This window comes from Caulobacter sp. CCG-8 (assembly GCF_037402475.1).
Classification (GTDB): domain Bacteria; phylum Pseudomonadota; class Alphaproteobacteria; order Caulobacterales; family Caulobacteraceae; genus Caulobacter.
Window position 1 is genome coordinate 50,817 of record NZ_JBBEUD010000016.1, and the last position, 16,452, is coordinate 67,268.

Sequence of the window (16,452 nt, forward strand, 5' to 3'; positions counted from 1 at the left end):
TCATGACTTCCAACGCCCTGGACAAGCCCTTCGCCTCCCCCCGGGTCGCCAAGTCGCCGAGGTCGCGCGAAGTCGGCGTCACCGTCTCGATCCTGATGGCGGCCCTGCTGACCAGCGCCTGCGCGACGATGCCGGCGGCGACGCCCGCCCGGGTCGCCAAGGCGCCGGAGGCCTACGCCACCGCCCAGACCCTGCCCGCCTCGGACGCCGCCGCCTGGCCGGCCGACGCCTGGTGGAAGGGCTACGGCGACGCCCAGCTGGACGCCCTGGTCGACGAGGCCCTGACCGGCTCCCCCACCCTGGCCCAGGCCGAGGCCCGCCTGCGCCGCGCCCAGGCCCTGGCCAACCAGGCCAAGGCCGCCCAACTGCCCAGCGTCAGCGCCAACGGCAGCGTCGAGCGGGCCAAGCAGAGCTACAACTACGGCATCCCCGCCGACTTCGTGCCCCAGGGCTACAACGACTACGGCCGGCTCAGCCTGGACTTTTCCTGGGAGCTGGACTTCTGGGGCAAGAACCGCACGGCCGTCGCCGCCGCGACCTCGGAAGCCAAGGCCGCCCAGGCCGACGCCGCCCAGGCCCGGCTGATGCTGTCCACCTCGGTCGCCGCGTCCTACGCCGACCTCGCCCGGCTCTACGCCGAACGCGACGTGGCCGAGCGGTCGGTGGCCCTGCGGCAGGAAACCCTGACCCTGGTCAGCGACCGGGTCACCAACGGCCTCGACACCCGCGGCGAGCTGCGCCAGGCCGAGGCCGGACCGCCCAACGCCCGCGCCGAGCTGGCCGCCATCGACGAGCAGATCGCCCAGACCCGCAACGGCCTCGCCGCCCTGCTGGGCGCCGGACCCGATCGCGGCCTGGCCATCGCCCGCCCCTCGGTCGCCAATCTCAAGCCGTTCGGCCTGCCCGCCAACCTCGCCGCCGACCTGATCGGCCGCCGACCCGACGTGGTGGCCGCCAAGTGGCGCGCCGAGGCCGCCAGCAAGCGGATCGGCCAGGCCAAGGCGGCCTTCTATCCGAACATCAACCTGGCCGCCGGCATCGGCGTGCAGGCCCTGCACCTGAGCGACCTGTTCGACAGCGGCTCGGACATCGGCAGCGTCGGCCCCGCCGTCAGCCTGCCGATCTTCGAGGGCGGTCGCCTGAAAGCCAATCTGCGCGCCGCCGAGGCCGACCGCGACGGCGCGGTGGCCGCCTATGACGGCGCGGTCACCCAGGCCCTGCGCGACGTGGCCGACGTGGCCGCCAGCGAGCGGGCCCTGAACACCCGCCTGACCGAAAGCCGCGCCGCCCTGGCCGCCAACGAGGACGGCTTCCGCATCGCCCGCCTGCGCTACCAGGGGGGTCTGTCCACCTATCAGAACGTGCTGATCGCCGAGCTGGCCGTGCTGGCCCAGCGCCGGGTCGTCGCCGACCTGGAAAGCCGCGCCCTGACCCTGGACGTCGCCCTGGTGCGCGCCCTGGGCGGCGGCTTCGCCCCGGCCTGACCCCGACCCGTCCCCTCTTCGCCCTTTCGCTTTTCGCGCCTTCAGGACCTCCCCCCATGGCCGACACCACCGCCTCCCCCGCCCAGTTCGCCGCCAAGGCCACGGGCAATCGTCGTCAACTCCTGAGCGGCCTGGCGGCCGTGGTCGTGGTCGGCGTCGCCGCCTGGGGCCTCTACCAGGTCTTCGTCGGCTCGCATCACGTCGAGACCGACAACGCCTATGTCGGGGCCGAGGTGGCCCAGGTGACGCCGCTGATCAGCGGGCCGGTCGCCAAGGTGCTGGTCTCCGAGACCCAGGTCGTCGCCGCCGGCCAGCCGCTGGTGGTGCTCGACGACTCCGACGCCCGGATCGCGGTCCTGGCCGCCCAGGCCGCCCTGGGCCAGGCCCAGCGCAAGGTGCAGGGCTACTTCGCCAGCGACGACGCCCTGGCCGGACAGGTCGCCGCCCGCGACGCCGACATCGCCCGCGCCGAGGCCGCCGTGACCGGCGCCCAGGCCAGCCTGGAGCAGGCTCGGCTGGAGCTGTCGCGCCGCAAGGCCCTGTCGGACTCCGGCGCGGTCTCGGGCGAGGAGCTGACCATCGCCCAGAGCCGGTTCACCAACGCCCAGTCGGCCGTGACCGAGGCCCGCGCCGCCCTGGCCCAGGCCAAGGCCAGCCGCACCGCCGCCGAGGGCAATCGCGAGGTCAACACCGCCCTGATCTCCGGACTGCCCGCCAGCAAGAACCCCGAGATCGCCGCCGCCGAGGCCCGTCTGGCCAGCGCCCAGCTTTCCCTGGACCGCACCGTGCTGCGCGCCCCCCTGGCTGGTGTCGTCTCCAAGAAGAACGTCCAGGTCGGCCAGCAGGTGCAGATCGGCACGCCGCTGATGGCCGTGGTCCCGACGACCGACGCCTATGTCGACGCCAACTTCAAGGAAGTGCAGCTGGACAAGGTGCGCATCGGCCAGCCGGTGATCCTGACCTCCGACCTCTACGGCCACGGCGTGAAGTTCCACGGCAAGGTGAAGGGCCTGTCGGGCGGTACCGGCTCGGCCTTCTCGCTGATCCCGGCCCAGAACGCCTCGGGCAACTGGATCAAGGTGGTCCAGCGCCTGCCCGTCCGCATCCAGCTGGATCCGGCCGAGCTGAAGGACCATCCGCTGCGCGTGGGCCTGTCGATGAAGGCCACGATCGACACCTCCAAGTAGTCCGCAAGCGCCCGTAAAGCCTCTCCAAGGAAGCGCCGCATGGCCGACCAGGATTCTTCTCCCCCCACGGGCCCCACCCCGGGTTCCGCCGCGGCTCCCCCCGCCGCGGCGGGCCCAGCGCCGCTGACGGGGGTCACGCTGGGCGTGACCGCCATCGCCCTGGCGCTGGGCACCTTCATGCAGGTGCTGGACAGCACCATCGCCAACGTCTCGATCAACACCATCTCCGGCAATCTGGGCGTCAGCACCAGCCAGGGCACCTGGGTGATCACCTCGTTCGCCGTGGCCAACGGCGTCTCGGTGCCGCTGACCGGCTGGCTGATGGGGCGCTACGGCGTGGTGAAGACTTTCGTGGTCTCGGTGCTGCTGTTCACCATCGCCTCGTTCCTGTGCGGGATCTCGTGGAGCCTGACCTCTCTGATCGGCTTCCGCCTGCTGCAGGGCCTGGTCTCGGGCCCGATGATCCCGGGCTCGCAAGCCCTGCTGATCATGATCTTCCCCGCCCACAAGCGCGGGACGGCCCTGGCCATCTGGTCGATGACCACCCTGGTGGCGCCGATCTGCGGGCCGATCCTGGGCGGCTACATCTCCGACAACATCGCCTGGCCGTGGATCTTCCTGATCAACGTGCCCGTCGGCCTGATCTGCGCCTTCTTCTGCTGGCGGCCGCTGGCCAGCCGCGAGACGCCCACCCGCAAGGTCCCGATCGACACGACCGGCTTCATGCTGCTGCTGATCTGGGTCGGCGCCCTGCAGGTGATGCTGGACACCGGCAAGGAAGCCGACTGGTTCAACTCGCCGGCCATCGTCGTCGAACTGCTGGTGGCCATCGTCGGCTTCATCGCCTGGGTGATCTGGGAACTGGGCGAGAAACACCCGATCGTCGACCTGTCGCTGTTCAAGTCCAAGAACTTCGCCCTGGGCACCCTGGCCTTCTGTCTCGGCTACGCGGTGTTCTTCGGCAGCAACCTGCTGCAGCCGCTGTGGCTGCAGACCCGCATGGGCTACATCGCCACCTGGGCCGGCCTGGTCGCCGCCCCCAGCGGCGTGGTCGCGGTGATCCTGACGCCGTTCGCCGCCCGCATCATGCAGAAAGTCGACGCCCGCTGGACCGCCAGCCTGTCGATGGCCGCCTTCGCCCTGTCGTTCTTCATGCGCTCGGAGTTCACGCCCGACGTCGACTTCAAGGCCCTGGTCTGGCCGATGCTGGTGCAGGGCGTGGCCATGAGCACCTTCTTCCTGTCGATGGTCACCATCTCGCTGAACGGGATCGCGCCGCACCAGTTGCCCTCGGCCTCGGGCCTGTCGAACTTCTCGCGGATCACCGCGGGCAGCTTCGCGGCCTCGCTGGTCACCACCATCTGGGACCGCAGCGAGTCGCTGCACCAGACGCGCCTGGCCGAGACCATGGGCTCCAACGACCCGGCCTGGCTGGCGGCGGTCGAGCGCATGCAGGCCGTCGGCCTGTCCCACGCCCAGGCGGTGGGCGCGGCGACCGCCCAGGTGGTCAACCAGGCCTACCTGCTGGCCACGGTGGATTTCTTCCGCGCCTCGGCCTGGCTGGCGGTGCTGCTGATCCCCTGCATCTGGCTGACCAACAAGGCGATGAGCGGCGGCGGCGCGCCTCCCCCGGCGGACTAGGCCAACGGGCCAGACCACCCTACCCTTCCGCCGCGACGCCGCTTAAGATAGCGCTGTCGAGAGGGTTGAGACGAAGATGACGACGACGGCCGCCGCCAATCCCCTGCGCCTCTACCAGCGCGTGGCCGCGGACATCGGCCAGGCCATCGCCGACGGCCGTCATCAGCCCGGCCAGCGCCTGGCCTCCGAACGCGACCTGGCCGAGGAGTTCGGCGTCAGCCGTCCCACCATCCGCCGGGCGGTGATCGCCCTGGAGATGCGCGGCCTGCTGGAGGCCCGCCAGGGCTCGGGCGTCTATGTCCGCGCCGGGGGCCAGCCGCCCCCGCCGCCGCGCGACCTCGACATCGGGGCCTTCGACCAAGCCGAGGCCCGCCGCCTGTTCGAGGGCGAGGCCGCCGCCCTGGCCGCCACCCTGATCACCGACGAGGAGTTGGCCTATCTCGAGACCCTGGTGGCCGAGATGAACAGCGAGAAGGCGACCAAGGAGCAGTCCGAACTGGCCGACCGCCAGTTCCACATCTCCATCGCCCAGGCCACCCGCAACAGCGCCATCGTCCGCGTGGTCGAGAACACCTGGGACCTGCGCTACAAGTCGCGCCTGTGCATGCAGATGCTGGAAAAGGCCCGGCACGTGCGCAAGCGGCCGCTGAACGACGAGCACCAGGACATCATCGAGTCCCTGCGGACCCGCGACCCCAAGGCCGCCCGCGCCGCCATGCAGACCCACCTGGGCGGGCTGATCGAGAACCTGCTGCTGACCGCCGAGCTGGAGGCCATGGAGCAGACCCGCGAACGCCTGGCCAGCAAGCGCGAGGAGATCGCGCTGCGCGCCGCCAGCGCGGCGAAGTAGCGCCCAGCGTTGTCATCCCGGAAAGCGCGGAGCGCTTGTCCGGGACCCAGGTGAACCGCACCGCGCCAGCCCAGTCTCCTGGGTCCCGGACAGCCTCTGCGAGGCTTCCGGGATGACAACGGGTTTAGCTCCTAGTTGGCGGGGCGATCCGTCGCGGGCGCCGCCGGAGCGGTGACCACCGGCGCGGCCGGAACCGCAGGCGCCGCAGGGCCCGGCGCCGGCACGGGCGGCGCGTTCGGATCGGCCGGAGCAGCCCCCTCGACCGGGACCGCGCCGTCCACCGGCGTCCCGTCCGGGTTCAGCAGGGTCGGGTCTTCGGCCGCCGAGACGGCGTCGTCGCCTTCGGGTTCGGCCGGCTTGGGCGCGTCGCGGTTGACGGCCCAGGTGGCCACGCTCTTCCAGATCTTGGCCGGCAGGCCGCCCCCGACCACGCCGTTCATCGGGCTGTTGTCGTCGTTGCCCACCCAGACCCCGATCACCAGGTCGCCGACATAGCCGACGAACAGGGCGTCGCGGGAATCCTGGCTGGTGCCGGTCTTGCCGAAGGCGCCCGGGATGGCCGCCTCGATGCCCGTGCCGCGCTGGGTGGCCGAGCGCAGCAGGTCGCGCATGCTGGCCAGTTCGGCCTTGGTCAGGGGGTGGACGTTGGCGGGCTTCTTCCAGTCGGCCAGACCGTGCGGGATCACCGGGGCCTCGCCGGCGTCGATGGCCGCATAGGCCGCCGTCAGCCGCACCAGGCTCATGGGACCGGTGCCCAGGGCCAGGGTCAGGTCGTCCGGGATGGGATCGGTGATGCCCAGGTCGCGCGCCGTCTTGACGATCGGGTCGCGCCCGATGTCGTGGGCCAGGCGCACGGCCGCCACGTTGGACGAGGCGGCGAAGGCGGTGATCAGCGGCACCTCGCGGCCGGCGTACTTGCCCTCGTGGTTCTTGGGCGTCCAGCCGCTGACCTGGACCGGGGCGTCGAGGATCGGGGTGGTCGGGGTCATGCCCTGGCGGATGGCCGCCAGATAGACGAACAGCTTGAAGGCCGATCCCGGCGGGCGCTCGGCGTCGGCGCGGTTGAACTGGCTGACCTTGTAGTCGCGGCCGCCGACCATGGCGACGATCCGGCCGTCGGTGCGCATGGCGACGATCGCGCCCTGGGTGACGTTCAACACCTTGCCGTCGCGGGCGATGGCGTCGTTCAGGATCTTCTCGGCCTGGGCCTGCAGGCGCGGGTCCAGGGTGGTGCGGACCACGGTCTCGCCGTAGGTGTTCTCGAACACCGCCTTGGCCTGCGGGAACACCCAGTCGGCGAAGTACGAGCCGGTCGGCAGCTTGGGGCGGCCGGCCTGGACGTGGACCTGCCGTTCGGCGCGGTCGGCCTGGGCCTGGGTGATCACCCCGGTGTCGACCATGGCCCCCAGCACGGTCTTCATCCGCGTCCTGGCGCCTTCGAAGTTCTCGGTGGGAGCCCAGCGAGACGGCGCCTTGACCAGGCCCGCCAGCATCGCCGCCTCGCCCACCGACAGCTGCTCGGGCGTCTTGTCGAAATAGTGCCGCGAGGCCGCGCCCAGGCCGAAGGTCCCGTCGCCGAAATAGACCGACGACAGGTAGCGCGACAGGATCTCGTCCTTGGACAGGCGGGCGTCCAGATAGAGGGCGATCAGCACCTCCTGGATCTTCCGGCGGAAGGTGCGCTTGTTGGACAGGAAGGCGTTCTTGGCCAGCTGCTGGGTGATCGTCGAGCCGCCCTCGGACACCCCGCCGGCCTTGGCGTTGGCCCCCACGGCCCGCAGGATCGCCTTCGGGTCCACGCCGATGTGCTTGTAGAAGCGCCGGTCCTCGATGGCGATGAAGGCGCCGGGCACGTAGGCGGGCAGCTTGGCGACGTCGACCGGCGCCTCCTTGTACGAGCCGCGGCGGGCGATCGGCGAGCCGTCCGAGGCGACGATCACCAGGGTCGGATTGGCCAGGGGCTCCAGCGCCCGGCCCAACGGCAGCGACCACAGCAGCGACACGACGATGGCGATCACGACCGCCACCGAGGCGGCGGCGCCGATCTGCCAGGGCCGCCGCTTCCAGATCGGCGGCTTGGCCGGCGGCGGAGGCGGCGGTTCGGCCGCTTCGGGCTCGGGCGTTTCGACCGCCTCGGGTTCGACCGGCTCCTCGGCGGTCTCGACGACGGCTTCCGAGACTTCCGGCGCCGGCGGGTCGGCGATCACGGCCTCAGGCTCAGCGACGGCCTCAGGCTCGTCCACCTCAGCCGGCGCAGCGTCGACCTTGGGCTTGGCCTTGCGGGTGCGCGGCTTGCGCTTGGGCGTCGCCGCTTCCAGGACCTCGGCCACGGGCGGCCCTTCGGCGACCGCGTCCGATGCCCCTTCCGGGGGCGGCGTCGGGTCTATGGGGTCGCGGTCGTCGGCGGCGTCGGACATTCGGGTCGCACTCGTTCAGGCGGAAGTTCGCCAGCAAGAGCGCGCCAATAGCACAGCCGACCCGCCCCGTGGCGCGCCCCCGGCGTCGCAGCACGCAAAAAAATTGGCCGGGCCCGCGAACGGGACCGGCCAACAGTGGGGATGAAACGGGGAGGTCTAGAAGTTCACGTCCAGGCGCGCGCCGAAGTAGCGGAACGCGTCGCGGCCGGGGAACCAGGTCCGACCCTGGGCCGTCGGGATGGCCGGGTTGCTGTAGCCCGAGGTGCCGTTGCCCAGGCCCTGGGCGTAGCGCTTGTCGAACAGGTTGTTGGCGAAGGCGGTCAGCTTGTACTTGCCGTCGCGGTCGGCGATGCCGACGTTCAGGTCCGTGATGCTGTAGGCCTTCTGGATCGTGCGCGGGTCCTGGCTGAGCGAGAAGTTGATGTCGTCCTGCCAGCGGACGTTGGCGCCGATGAAGCCCTTGAACGGCACGCTGTCGGGGAAGTCGATGTCGTACTGGCCGCCGATGCTGAACTTGTACTTGGGCACGTTGTTCAGGTGCGCGCCGTGCAGGTTCTGCTGGCGGCCGCTGACGGTCTGCGGCTTGCCGGCCACGATGGGCTGGAGCTGGGTGTAGCAGGTACCGGGCGCACCCACCTGGCCGACGGGCAGCGGCGAGCCGGCCAGGGTCGGCTGGCCCGAATAGCAGGGCCCGTTCGGGAAATCGACGACCGTGGCGTCGGTGTAGGCGAAGGCGCCGTTCAGGCGGAAGTTCGAGGTGATCCGCGCCACGGCGTCCAGCTCCAGGCCCTGGGTGCGCAGGTGGCCGATGCTGTTGAGGAAGGTCAGGAACGTGCCGTCGGGCAGGAACGAGGTCACCGAGGTCTGGAAGCCGCGATAGTCGGCCTTGAACAGGGTGGCGTTGAAGTAGACGCGGCGGTCCAGCAGGCTGCTCTTGAAGCCCAGCTCGTAGTTCTTGGCCGTCTCGGGCGGCACCGGCATGTTCGCCGCGATCTTGGCGTCGAAGGTGCTGACCAGGTCATAGGCCTGACCCTTGTAGCCCGTCGAATAGGTCGCGAAGGTCATGATGTCCGGCGTGACCTTGTACTGGACGCCGATCTTGCCGGTCACGGCGTCGTCCTGGTCGGACTGGCCGAAATACTGGTGGGTGGTGGCCGCGCCGGGCGTGGTGCTGGCGAAGATCGTCTTGTCGAAGTTGTAGCTGATCTTCTGGCGGTTCAGGCGCGCGCCGCCGGTCAGGCTGAGCTTGTCGGTGATGTCGTAGGTGGCGTTGGCGTAGGCCGAGTAGTTCTCGTTGGTGCTTTCGGCCAGGTAGCGGGCCAGCTGCAGCACCGGGCCGCGGTCCAGGAACCGGTCCAGGTCGTTCTTGGCGTACCACAGGCCGGCCACGTAGCGCAGCGGACCGCTGCCCGGCGAGGTCAGGCGGAACTCCTGCGTCCAGGACGAGGCGTGGAAGTAGCCGTTGATCACCGCGCCGCTGTTGATGCCCGACGGGCTGGCGACCGGGAAGCCCAGCAGGAACGGCTGGTCGGTGCCGTCGATGTCCTGGAAGTCGCGCATCTTCCAGCGGTCGTGCGAGGTGATCGACGAGAAGGTGTGGCCCTTCAGGATCGAGCCCTCGCCGAAGTCGTAGTCCATGCGGGCGGTCGTGCCGAACACCTCGGAATTGCCGCCGCCGATCCGGTCGTCGGCCCGGATGAAGTGGTTGTTCTTGTCGATGGTGATGCCGCGCAGGGTCAGGGTCGCCGGGAAGGCCGGCTCGCCCTGGTAGTTGAGGCCCGGCGTCAGCTCGGTGATCGCGCTGGCGCAGCAGCTGGAGACGTTGTGGTTGAAGCGCGGGGCCAGGCTGAACTTGAGGTTCTCAGTCGGGGTCCACTCGACCTTCGCCGTGACGGTCAGACCCGAGCTGCCGTTGACGTTCTTGCCGGTGGTCAGGTTCTTGAGGTTGCCGTCGTAATCGCTCTTGGACACCGTCAGGCGGGCCCGCACGGTGTCGCTGACCGGTCCGGTGACCGTGAAGCCCAGGCGCTTTTCACCGTCGTCGGTGACCAGGGCCATGGCCTTGCCGCCGAAGGTGCTGGAGGGGGCGGCGGTGACGATGTTCAGCACGCCGGCGATGGCGCTCTTGCCGAACAGGGTCGACTGCGGACCGCGCAGCACTTCCACCCGCTCGACGTCGATTAGGTCCTTGAAGGCCGCGGCCTGGAAGCCGATCGGCACGTCGTCGATGACCACCGCGACGTCGGACTCGACGGCGATGCCGTTCGAGAAGGTGCCGATGCCGCGCATTTTGATGCTGAAATTGCCGGGCTGGCTGCCGTAGTCGATCGAGATGGCCGGCGACAGCTTCACCACGTCGCCCAGTTCGCGGACGTTGTTGCGGTCGATGACGTCCTGGGTCAGGGCGGTCACCGACACCGGCACGTCCTGCAGGCGCTCGGCGCGCTTGGTCGAGGTGACGATGATCTCCTCCAGCTGGACCGACGGATCGGACGACTGGGCCTGGGCGACGCCGGTCCCCGCCACCACGGCGATCACGGCGGTCGACGCCAGCAGGGCGCGTTGAATGGTTCTCATGTCTCTCCCCTCGCTTCCTCGCACGGCGCCCAGCCGGTTCATCCGGTCAATTATGAGCGCCCAATTTGGTAAGGCCAAAAAGAGCCATTGGTCAGGTAAATTGTCAAGTAAGTCGTGACATCGTTGTCATTTCGCCGTAAGTTGCTGAAAATGCGAGAGCTTATCCGCCCCCACCCGCTCAATCGCGCCGACGCCTTTGCGCATCGCTGTGGAATATGGTCATTTAGCCTTGCGACTGAGTGGCAAATTGGTAATGCCAGATCGGTCACAAGGATTGAGGGGCGAATGATCCGCACATCACCGCACGCGACGGCGCCGCTCTCCGCGCCCCGATCGTTCGGCCACCCAGCGAAGCGCGCCCGATGAGCGGACCCGGCATGAAGCTGCGCCCCAGCACGGACCGCGAAGGCCTGCGCCGGATGACCGCCGAGGACATCCGCGACACCTTCGTGATCGGCGACCTGTTCCAGCCCGGCCAGGTGTCGATGACCTATGTCGAGGTCGATCGCGCCGTGGTGGGCTCGGCGGCCCCGCTGGCCGCCCCCCTGCCCCTGCCCACCGACCGTCGCCTGGCCTCGAGCTATTTCTGCGAGCGGCGCGAGCTGGGCGTGATCAACATCGGCGGCCCCGGCTGGGTCGAGCTGGACGGCGCGCGCCACGAGCTGGACAACCTCGACAGCCTGTATGTCGGCCGCGGCGTCCAGGCGGTGACCTTCGCCAGCGCTTCGGTCGACGCCCCGGCCAAGTTCTACTTCGTCAGCTACCCGGCCCACGCCGCCCACCCCAGCACGGTGGTTCGCAAGGCCGAGGCGCGGGCGATCCAGGCGGGCGACCAGAAGACCGCCAACCGCCGGGTCATCCGCCAGAGCATCCGCCCCGGCCTCGTCGAGACCTGCCAGCTGGTCATGGGCTTCACCGAGCTGGAGCCCGGCAACGTGTGGAACACCATGCCGCCGCACACCCACGGCCGGCGCAGCGAGATCTACATGTATTTCGACGCCGCCCCCGCCCGGGTGATGCACATCATGGGCGAGCCGACCAATCCCAGGACGGTGTTCATGGACGACGGCGAGGCGGTGTTCTCGCCCAGCTGGTCGATGCACAGCGGCGTGGGCACGGCCGCCTACCGCTTCGTCTGGTCGATGGGCGGCGAGAACCTGGACTTCGACGACATGGACCACCTGACCCTGGCCGACCTGCGCTAGGGCGCGGACGGCCCCGACAAGAACAAGAACGATTGGGAGACGAGACGATGCTGCGACGCCTGACGGGAGTTCTTCTGGCGACGGCCGCCCTGATGGGACCGATGCAGGCCTGCGCGGCGACACCCGCCAAGCCCGCCGCCGCCGCGAAGGCTCCGGCCAACGCAGCGGTCCTCGCCGCCGGCGCCCATGTGGCCGACTGGCAGCTGGCCCACATGGACAACTTCGACTACGTGCCCGCCTCGCAGTTCCGGCGCGACACCGAGGCGCCGCGCGACTGGATCCAGGCGGCGTTCTACATCGGCCTGACCACCTTCGCCGACGCCCAGAACGACCCCAAGTACGCCGCCGCCATCCTCGCCCACGGCGAGAAGGAAGGCTGGGGCTTCGACAAGCGACCGCGCCACGCCGACGCCGACGCCACCAGCGCGGTGTGGATATGGTCGGCAGCCCGCACCCATGACGCGGCCAAGCTGGCCCCGACCCGCGCCCGGTTCGACGCCGTCCTGGCCGATCCCTCGCACGTCGATCTGGGCTTCGAGGCCAAGCCGCCGCAGGGCGGAGATCCCTACTGCCAGGCCCGCTGGTGCTGGAGCGACGCCATCTTCATGGCCCCGCCCGCCTGGATCGCCCTGACCAAGGAAACCAAGGACCCGCGCTACCTGGCCCACGCCGACAGCGAGTTCTGGGCGACCACCGACCTGCTCTACGACAAGGCCGACCACCTCTATTTCCGCGACAGCCGCTTCATCGCCAAGCGCAGCGACGCCGGCGCCAAGATCTTCTGGGGCCGCGGCAACGGCTGGGCCTTCGCCGGGATCGCCCGCATCCTGCAGGACCTGCCCAAGGACCATCCCAGCCGGCCGCGCTACGAGGCGCTGTTCAAGCAGATGGCCGCCAAGATCGTCACCCTGCAGGGGGACCAGGGCTACTGGCCGGTGTCGCTGCTGGAGCCGCAGAAGACGCCCGAGACCAGCGGCACCGGCTTCTTCGTCTACGGCCTGGCCTGGGGCGTGAACCACGGCCTGTTGCCGGCCGCCCAGTATCGTCCGGCGGTCGACAAGGGCTGGACCGCCCTGACCGCCGCGGTCGAGCCGGACGGCAAGCTGGGCTGGGTGCAGCGCGTGGGCGCGGCGCCTGACCAGGTGGGGCCGGACGACACCCAGCTGTACGGCGTCGGCGCGTTCCTGCTGGCCGCCAGCGAGGTGTCGAGACTGCCCGTCTTGGCCAAGCCTTGACGCCGTCGCCCCGCCGCCCGCTAGGATGATCGACATGACCACCGGCGCCCAAGACCCCCAGAAGCTGTATCAGCAGATCGCCCGCGCGATCGCCACGTCCATCAACGACGGCCGCTACGGGCCGGGCGACAAGCTGCCCTCCGAGCGCGAACTGGCCGACGACTTCGGCGTGAGTCGTCCGACCATTCGCGACGCGATGATCGCCCTGGAGTTCCAGGGCCTGGTCGAGGCGCGCCAGGGATCGGGCGTCTATGTCAACGCCGTCGCGGCGCCGGGCGTGGACGATCCGGTCGAGGTCGAGGTCGGGGCCCTGGAGCTGACCGAGGCGCGGCGGCTGTTCGAGGGCGAGGCGTGCGCCCTGTCGGCCGCCACCGTCACCGACGAGAACCTGGCCCATCTGGACCAGATCGTCGGCCAGATGGCCCGCAGCTTCGCGCCCGACGAGGTCGAGCGGCTGGAGCAGGAATTCCACCTGGCCATAGCCCGCGCCACCGGCAACGCCGCCATCGAGGCCGGGGTCGAGGACCTGTGGACCCTGCGCCTGCAGTCGCCCGGCTGCGTGACCATGCTGCGCCGGGCCCGCGCCCACGGCGGCGGCGACTTCGTCGAGGAGCACCGCCAGATCATCGCCGCCCTGCGCCAGCGCGATCCCAAGGCGGCCCGCCAGGCGATCCACGTCCATCTGGCCCAGGTGATCGACGACCTGCTGGCCGTGACCGAGCTGGACGCCCTCCAGCAGACCCGCCAGAAAATGGCCGAGCAGCGACGCGAGCTGGCTCGGCGCACCGAAATCTAGAGCGAGCGCCCCATGTCCAAGCTGATGCTGTCCCTCGCGGTCGCCGCGAGCCTGTCCCTGCCCGCCCTGGCCTGTGCCCAGGCCCAGCCCGCCCCTCAAGCAGGGGGAGGCCTGCCCCCGCTGGTCGAGCCGGTGCTGACCAAGCCCGACGCCGAGGGCCAGAAGCCCCGAGCGATCGTCGCCTACGCGCCCTATCGCTTCGACGACATCCTCTGGGAGAACGACCGCACCGCCCACCGCATCTACGGCCCCGCGCTGGAGGCGGCCGAGCCGCCCTCGACTTCGGGCATCGACGCCTGGGGCAAGCTGGTGCGCTGGCCGTTCATGGAGCGCCAGCTGAAGACGGGCAAGCAGCACGACTTCCACGGCGAAGGGATGGACTTCTACGACGTCAACACCTTCCGCGGCGCGGGCGGCCTGGGCGTCTGGCAGGACAACAAGCTGTGGACCTCGCGCAACTGGAAGTCCTACGAGATCCTCAAGACCGGCGGCGACGTGGCCTCGTTCAAGGTCGACTACGCCCCCTGGCCGGTCGATGTGGACCGCAAGGTCTGGGAGACCCGCACCTTCACCCTGCCCCTGGGCACCAACTTCACGCGGATGGTCTCGACCATCAGCTCCGACAAGCCGGGCCCGCTGATCGTCGGCATCGGCATCAGCAAGCGCAAGGCCACCCACCAGGGCGCGGGCGGGGTGTTCACCAAGGACGCGCTGGGCGCCGGGCGCGTGTCGTACTGGGAGCCGACCGATCCGGTGAAGGGCACCATGGGCATCGCCCTGATGGTCGATCCCAAGGCCCTGGTCGAGGTGCGCCAGGACGCCGACAACTACATCGTCCTGGTCAAGGTCGAGCCCGGCAAGCCGTTCGTCTACTACATGGGCGCGGCCTGGGACAAAGGCCTGGATTTCCACGACCGGGCGGGTTGGGAAGCCTATGTGAAGGCCCAGACGCCGGATTTCGATGCGACGCACTGAAGCTTGGGCGTCCAGCCGTCGAAAGGCGGCTGGCGCGCGCGCCGAGCCTTTGCTAGACAACCCTCCCTTCGCCGACCTCCGGGCCGGACCGAAGCGCGGGCGTGGTGAAACTGGTAGACGCGCCGGACTCAAAATCCGGTTCCGAAAGGAGTGTCGGTTCGACCCCGACCGCCCGCACCATACTCTTCCGACAATCCGATCGAGACGGGACGTCCCCGCCGGCGCCGCCTATTCGGCGCGCGCGGAGTTGGCCACGATGTCCGCCCCGTAGAGCGTGCCGGCGGCGGATTCCAGCTGGCCCAGCAGGCGTTTCAGCGTGGTCACCTCGCTGGGCTGCAGGCCGGCCAGCAGCGCCGCTTCGTAGGCGCGGGCCAGGGGCACGATCTCGGCGAACAGGCGGCGGCCGGCGGCGGTGAGCTCCAGGCTGTGCGAACGCCGGTCCACGCGGTTGCTGATCCGCACGGCCAGGCGGCGCTCGACTAGGTCCTGGGCGGCGCGGCTGACGCGCACCTTGTCCATGGCCGTGCGCACGACGGCGGCCTGCTGGGTCAGGGCGCCCTCGGCCAGCACCGACATCAGCCGCCACTGCGGGATGCTGAGGCCGAAACGGTCCTCGTAGGCGCGGGACACCAGGCGGGTCACCGCATTGGCGGCGACGACCAGCTGATAGGGCAGGTAATCGGCCAGCGAGACGTGGTCGGGCGCGCCTTCGGCGGGGAACTGAGTCATGGTTGAGACCGTCGCGGCCATGGGCTTCCTTTCGTCCTCCTTACGCCCGCGACTCTGGCGGTCGCTCGCGTCGACAGGTCCCGATCTGGCGCGGCGCCACGGCCCCGCTCAATCACGGCCGGGTCGGAGGATGGGAAAGCCCGGTTTTCGCTCGCCGGTTGTGCAACCGGCCGCCAGGACGCACAGCGAAGGGGCGCCGGGCGAAGGTGGACCCGACTCGTCAGTGCTTCCCCGCGCCCTTGTCGTCCTCGAACGGCTCGGTCTGGGTCAGCGCCGCCTGGCAGCGTCGAAGTTCGTTGAGACAATCGCCCCGGCTCCAGAAATCGGAAAATTCCACAACAGCCATGCGGACTTGGCGAGAATAGTCCTTGTGGTCAAGCACCTTCGGCTCTTCGTCCTCGTGCTCGTCGTGTCCGGGACCGTGGTCGGGCTCGGGGCGGTGGCCGGTCAGCACCAGGGTCTGGCCGCCCAGGATCGTGACATTGGCCGCGGCCAGCTCCAGCTCGGTCTCCGACTTGTGGCCGTGGCCGCCGTGGCCGTCGTCGTGGCCATGGCCGTGGCCGTGCTTGTCGTCCTTCTTGCCCCCGTGCGCGCCGTGCGCGCCCTTGGGCTTGTCCTTGTCCTTCTCCTCGAGCGGCTCGCCCTTGAGCGCCTCGGTGATGCCCTTCAGCGCCTTGGCGGCCGGACCGCCGAAGGCCAGCACCGGACCGATCCGGCGCTGCACTTCCTCGACCAGTTCCTGGGCCTTGTAGAGCAGTTCGCCCGACGGGGCGCTGGTGGCCGCCACGCACTTGGCCTTGATCGCCTCGTGGATGGTCTTGGGCGCCTCGCGCCAGCGGTCGTCGCGCCCGCGTCCGCCGACGTGCTTGCCGATGAAATAGGTGAGGACGGCGACGGCCAGCACGACCAGGGCGATCCCCGCCAGCAGGGTGGGATCGAAGATCGGAACCGGCGTATCGACGGGAAACTCTGACTGGTACACCGGACCCCCTCCAGCATCAGGCAAGCAAGAGTCACATGGTTAACGCATGATGGCCCAGCTTGCACGACCAAGGTTATCTGGAAGGCGCGGAAATCACGCCTCTAGCCCGGGCGCCCTGGTCGTAGCGGCTGGGGCCGCCATAGACGGCGACCTCGCACAGGATGTCGCCGCCCGGCTCGCCGGCCCACAGGTAATTGCGCTCGACCTCGACATTGCGCCCGGCCGGCGAGATGCCCTCGAAGGTGTCGCCCCAGGGAATCACCTTGTTCAGGTCGCGCCAGGTCAGGGTCATGGCGCGGGAAAGCTCGTCCTGGGCCATGGATTCGAGGTCGGGGTCGCTCATGCGGAGCCTTTCCGTGTTCTGGTCCCCGCCT

General features: G+C 69.8%; 13 protein-coding genes and 1 tRNA gene. 9 read left to right on the forward strand and 5 right to left on the reverse strand.

The window, feature by feature from the left end; genetic code table 11:
- Positions 1 to 2: 2 nt before the first annotated feature.
- The 4 genes from WAE60_RS16185 (at position 3) to WAE60_RS16200 (ending at position 5,162) form a co-directional block, all read left to right on the forward strand.
- The gene (locus WAE60_RS16185; RefSeq protein ID WP_337687527.1) at positions 3 to 1,484 is read left to right on the forward strand and encodes an efflux transporter outer membrane subunit; all 1,482 of its coding nucleotides are present in this window, start codon (positions 3 to 5) and stop codon (positions 1,482 to 1,484) included.
- Positions 1,485 to 1,540: 56 nt separating this feature from the next.
- Entirely contained in the window at positions 1,541 to 2,671 is a 1,131-nt protein-coding gene (locus WAE60_RS16190; RefSeq protein ID WP_337687528.1) for an HlyD family efflux transporter periplasmic adaptor subunit, read from the forward strand.
- Between the two features lie 144 nt (positions 2,672 to 2,815).
- Positions 2,816 to 4,312 carry a DHA2 family efflux MFS transporter permease subunit gene (locus tag WAE60_RS16195; RefSeq protein ID WP_337687529.1) on the forward strand — a complete coding sequence of 499 codons (1,497 nt, stop codon included), beginning with the start codon at positions 2,816 to 2,818 and terminating at the stop codon, positions 4,310 to 4,312.
- Positions 4,313 to 4,388: 76 nt separating this feature from the next.
- A complete protein-coding gene (locus WAE60_RS16200) occupies positions 4,389 to 5,162 on the forward strand; it encodes a FadR/GntR family transcriptional regulator (protein ID WP_029916863.1) in 774 nt (257 codons plus the stop codon).
- 131 nt (positions 5,163 to 5,293) lie between these two features.
- On the opposite strand, the gene WAE60_RS16205 is transcribed toward WAE60_RS16200, so the two are convergent.
- Positions 5,294 to 7,579, reverse strand: coding sequence for a transglycosylase domain-containing protein (locus tag WAE60_RS16205; RefSeq protein WP_337687530.1), 2,286 nt, complete (start codon positions 7,577 to 7,579; stop codon positions 5,294 to 5,296).
- A gap of 156 nt (positions 7,580 to 7,735) precedes the next feature.
- On the reverse strand, positions 7,736 to 10,156 hold the full coding sequence (locus WAE60_RS16210; RefSeq protein WP_337687531.1) for a TonB-dependent receptor: 2,421 nt from the start codon (positions 10,154 to 10,156) through the stop codon (positions 7,736 to 7,738).
- 362 nt (positions 10,157 to 10,518) lie between these two features.
- On the opposite strand from WAE60_RS16210, the gene kduI reads away from it, so the two are divergent.
- The 5 genes from kduI to WAE60_RS16235 all read left to right on the forward strand — a co-directional run bounded on the left by kduI (position 10,519) and on the right by WAE60_RS16235 (position 14,547).
- The gene (gene kduI, locus WAE60_RS16215; RefSeq protein WP_337687532.1) at positions 10,519 to 11,361 is read left to right on the forward strand and encodes a 5-dehydro-4-deoxy-D-glucuronate isomerase; all 843 of its coding nucleotides are present in this window, start codon (positions 10,519 to 10,521) and stop codon (positions 11,359 to 11,361) included.
- Positions 11,362 to 11,408: 47 nt separating this feature from the next.
- Complete coding sequence (locus WAE60_RS16220) at positions 11,409 to 12,596, forward strand: glycoside hydrolase family 88 protein (protein ID WP_337687533.1); 1,188 nt, start codon at positions 11,409 to 11,411, stop codon at positions 12,594 to 12,596.
- A 34-nt stretch (positions 12,597 to 12,630) separates the two neighbouring features.
- Positions 12,631 to 13,392 (forward strand): FadR/GntR family transcriptional regulator, encoded by a 762-nt coding sequence (locus WAE60_RS16225; RefSeq protein ID WP_337687534.1) that lies wholly within the window; start codon positions 12,631 to 12,633, stop codon positions 13,390 to 13,392.
- A gap of 12 nt (positions 13,393 to 13,404) precedes the next feature.
- Positions 13,405 to 14,367 (forward strand): DUF4861 family protein, encoded by a 963-nt coding sequence (locus tag WAE60_RS16230; protein ID WP_337687535.1) that lies wholly within the window; start codon positions 13,405 to 13,407, stop codon positions 14,365 to 14,367.
- A 95-nt stretch (positions 14,368 to 14,462) separates the two neighbouring features.
- Positions 14,463 to 14,547 (forward strand) — tRNA-Leu (locus WAE60_RS16235).
- 48 nt (positions 14,548 to 14,595) lie between these two features.
- On the opposite strand, the gene WAE60_RS16240 is transcribed toward WAE60_RS16235, so the two are convergent.
- From WAE60_RS16240 to WAE60_RS16250, 3 genes are all read right to left on the reverse strand, one after another.
- Positions 14,596 to 15,117 (reverse strand): MarR family winged helix-turn-helix transcriptional regulator, encoded by a 522-nt coding sequence (locus tag WAE60_RS16240; protein WP_029916878.1) that lies wholly within the window; start codon positions 15,115 to 15,117, stop codon positions 14,596 to 14,598.
- A gap of 199 nt (positions 15,118 to 15,316) precedes the next feature.
- A complete protein-coding gene (locus WAE60_RS16245) occupies positions 15,317 to 16,078 on the reverse strand; it encodes a hypothetical protein (RefSeq protein WP_029916880.1) in 762 nt (253 codons plus the stop codon).
- A 73-nt stretch (positions 16,079 to 16,151) separates the two neighbouring features.
- Entirely contained in the window at positions 16,152 to 16,397 is a 246-nt protein-coding gene (locus WAE60_RS16250) for a hypothetical protein (protein ID WP_337687585.1), read from the reverse strand.
- Positions 16,398 to 16,452 lie beyond the last annotated feature (55 nt).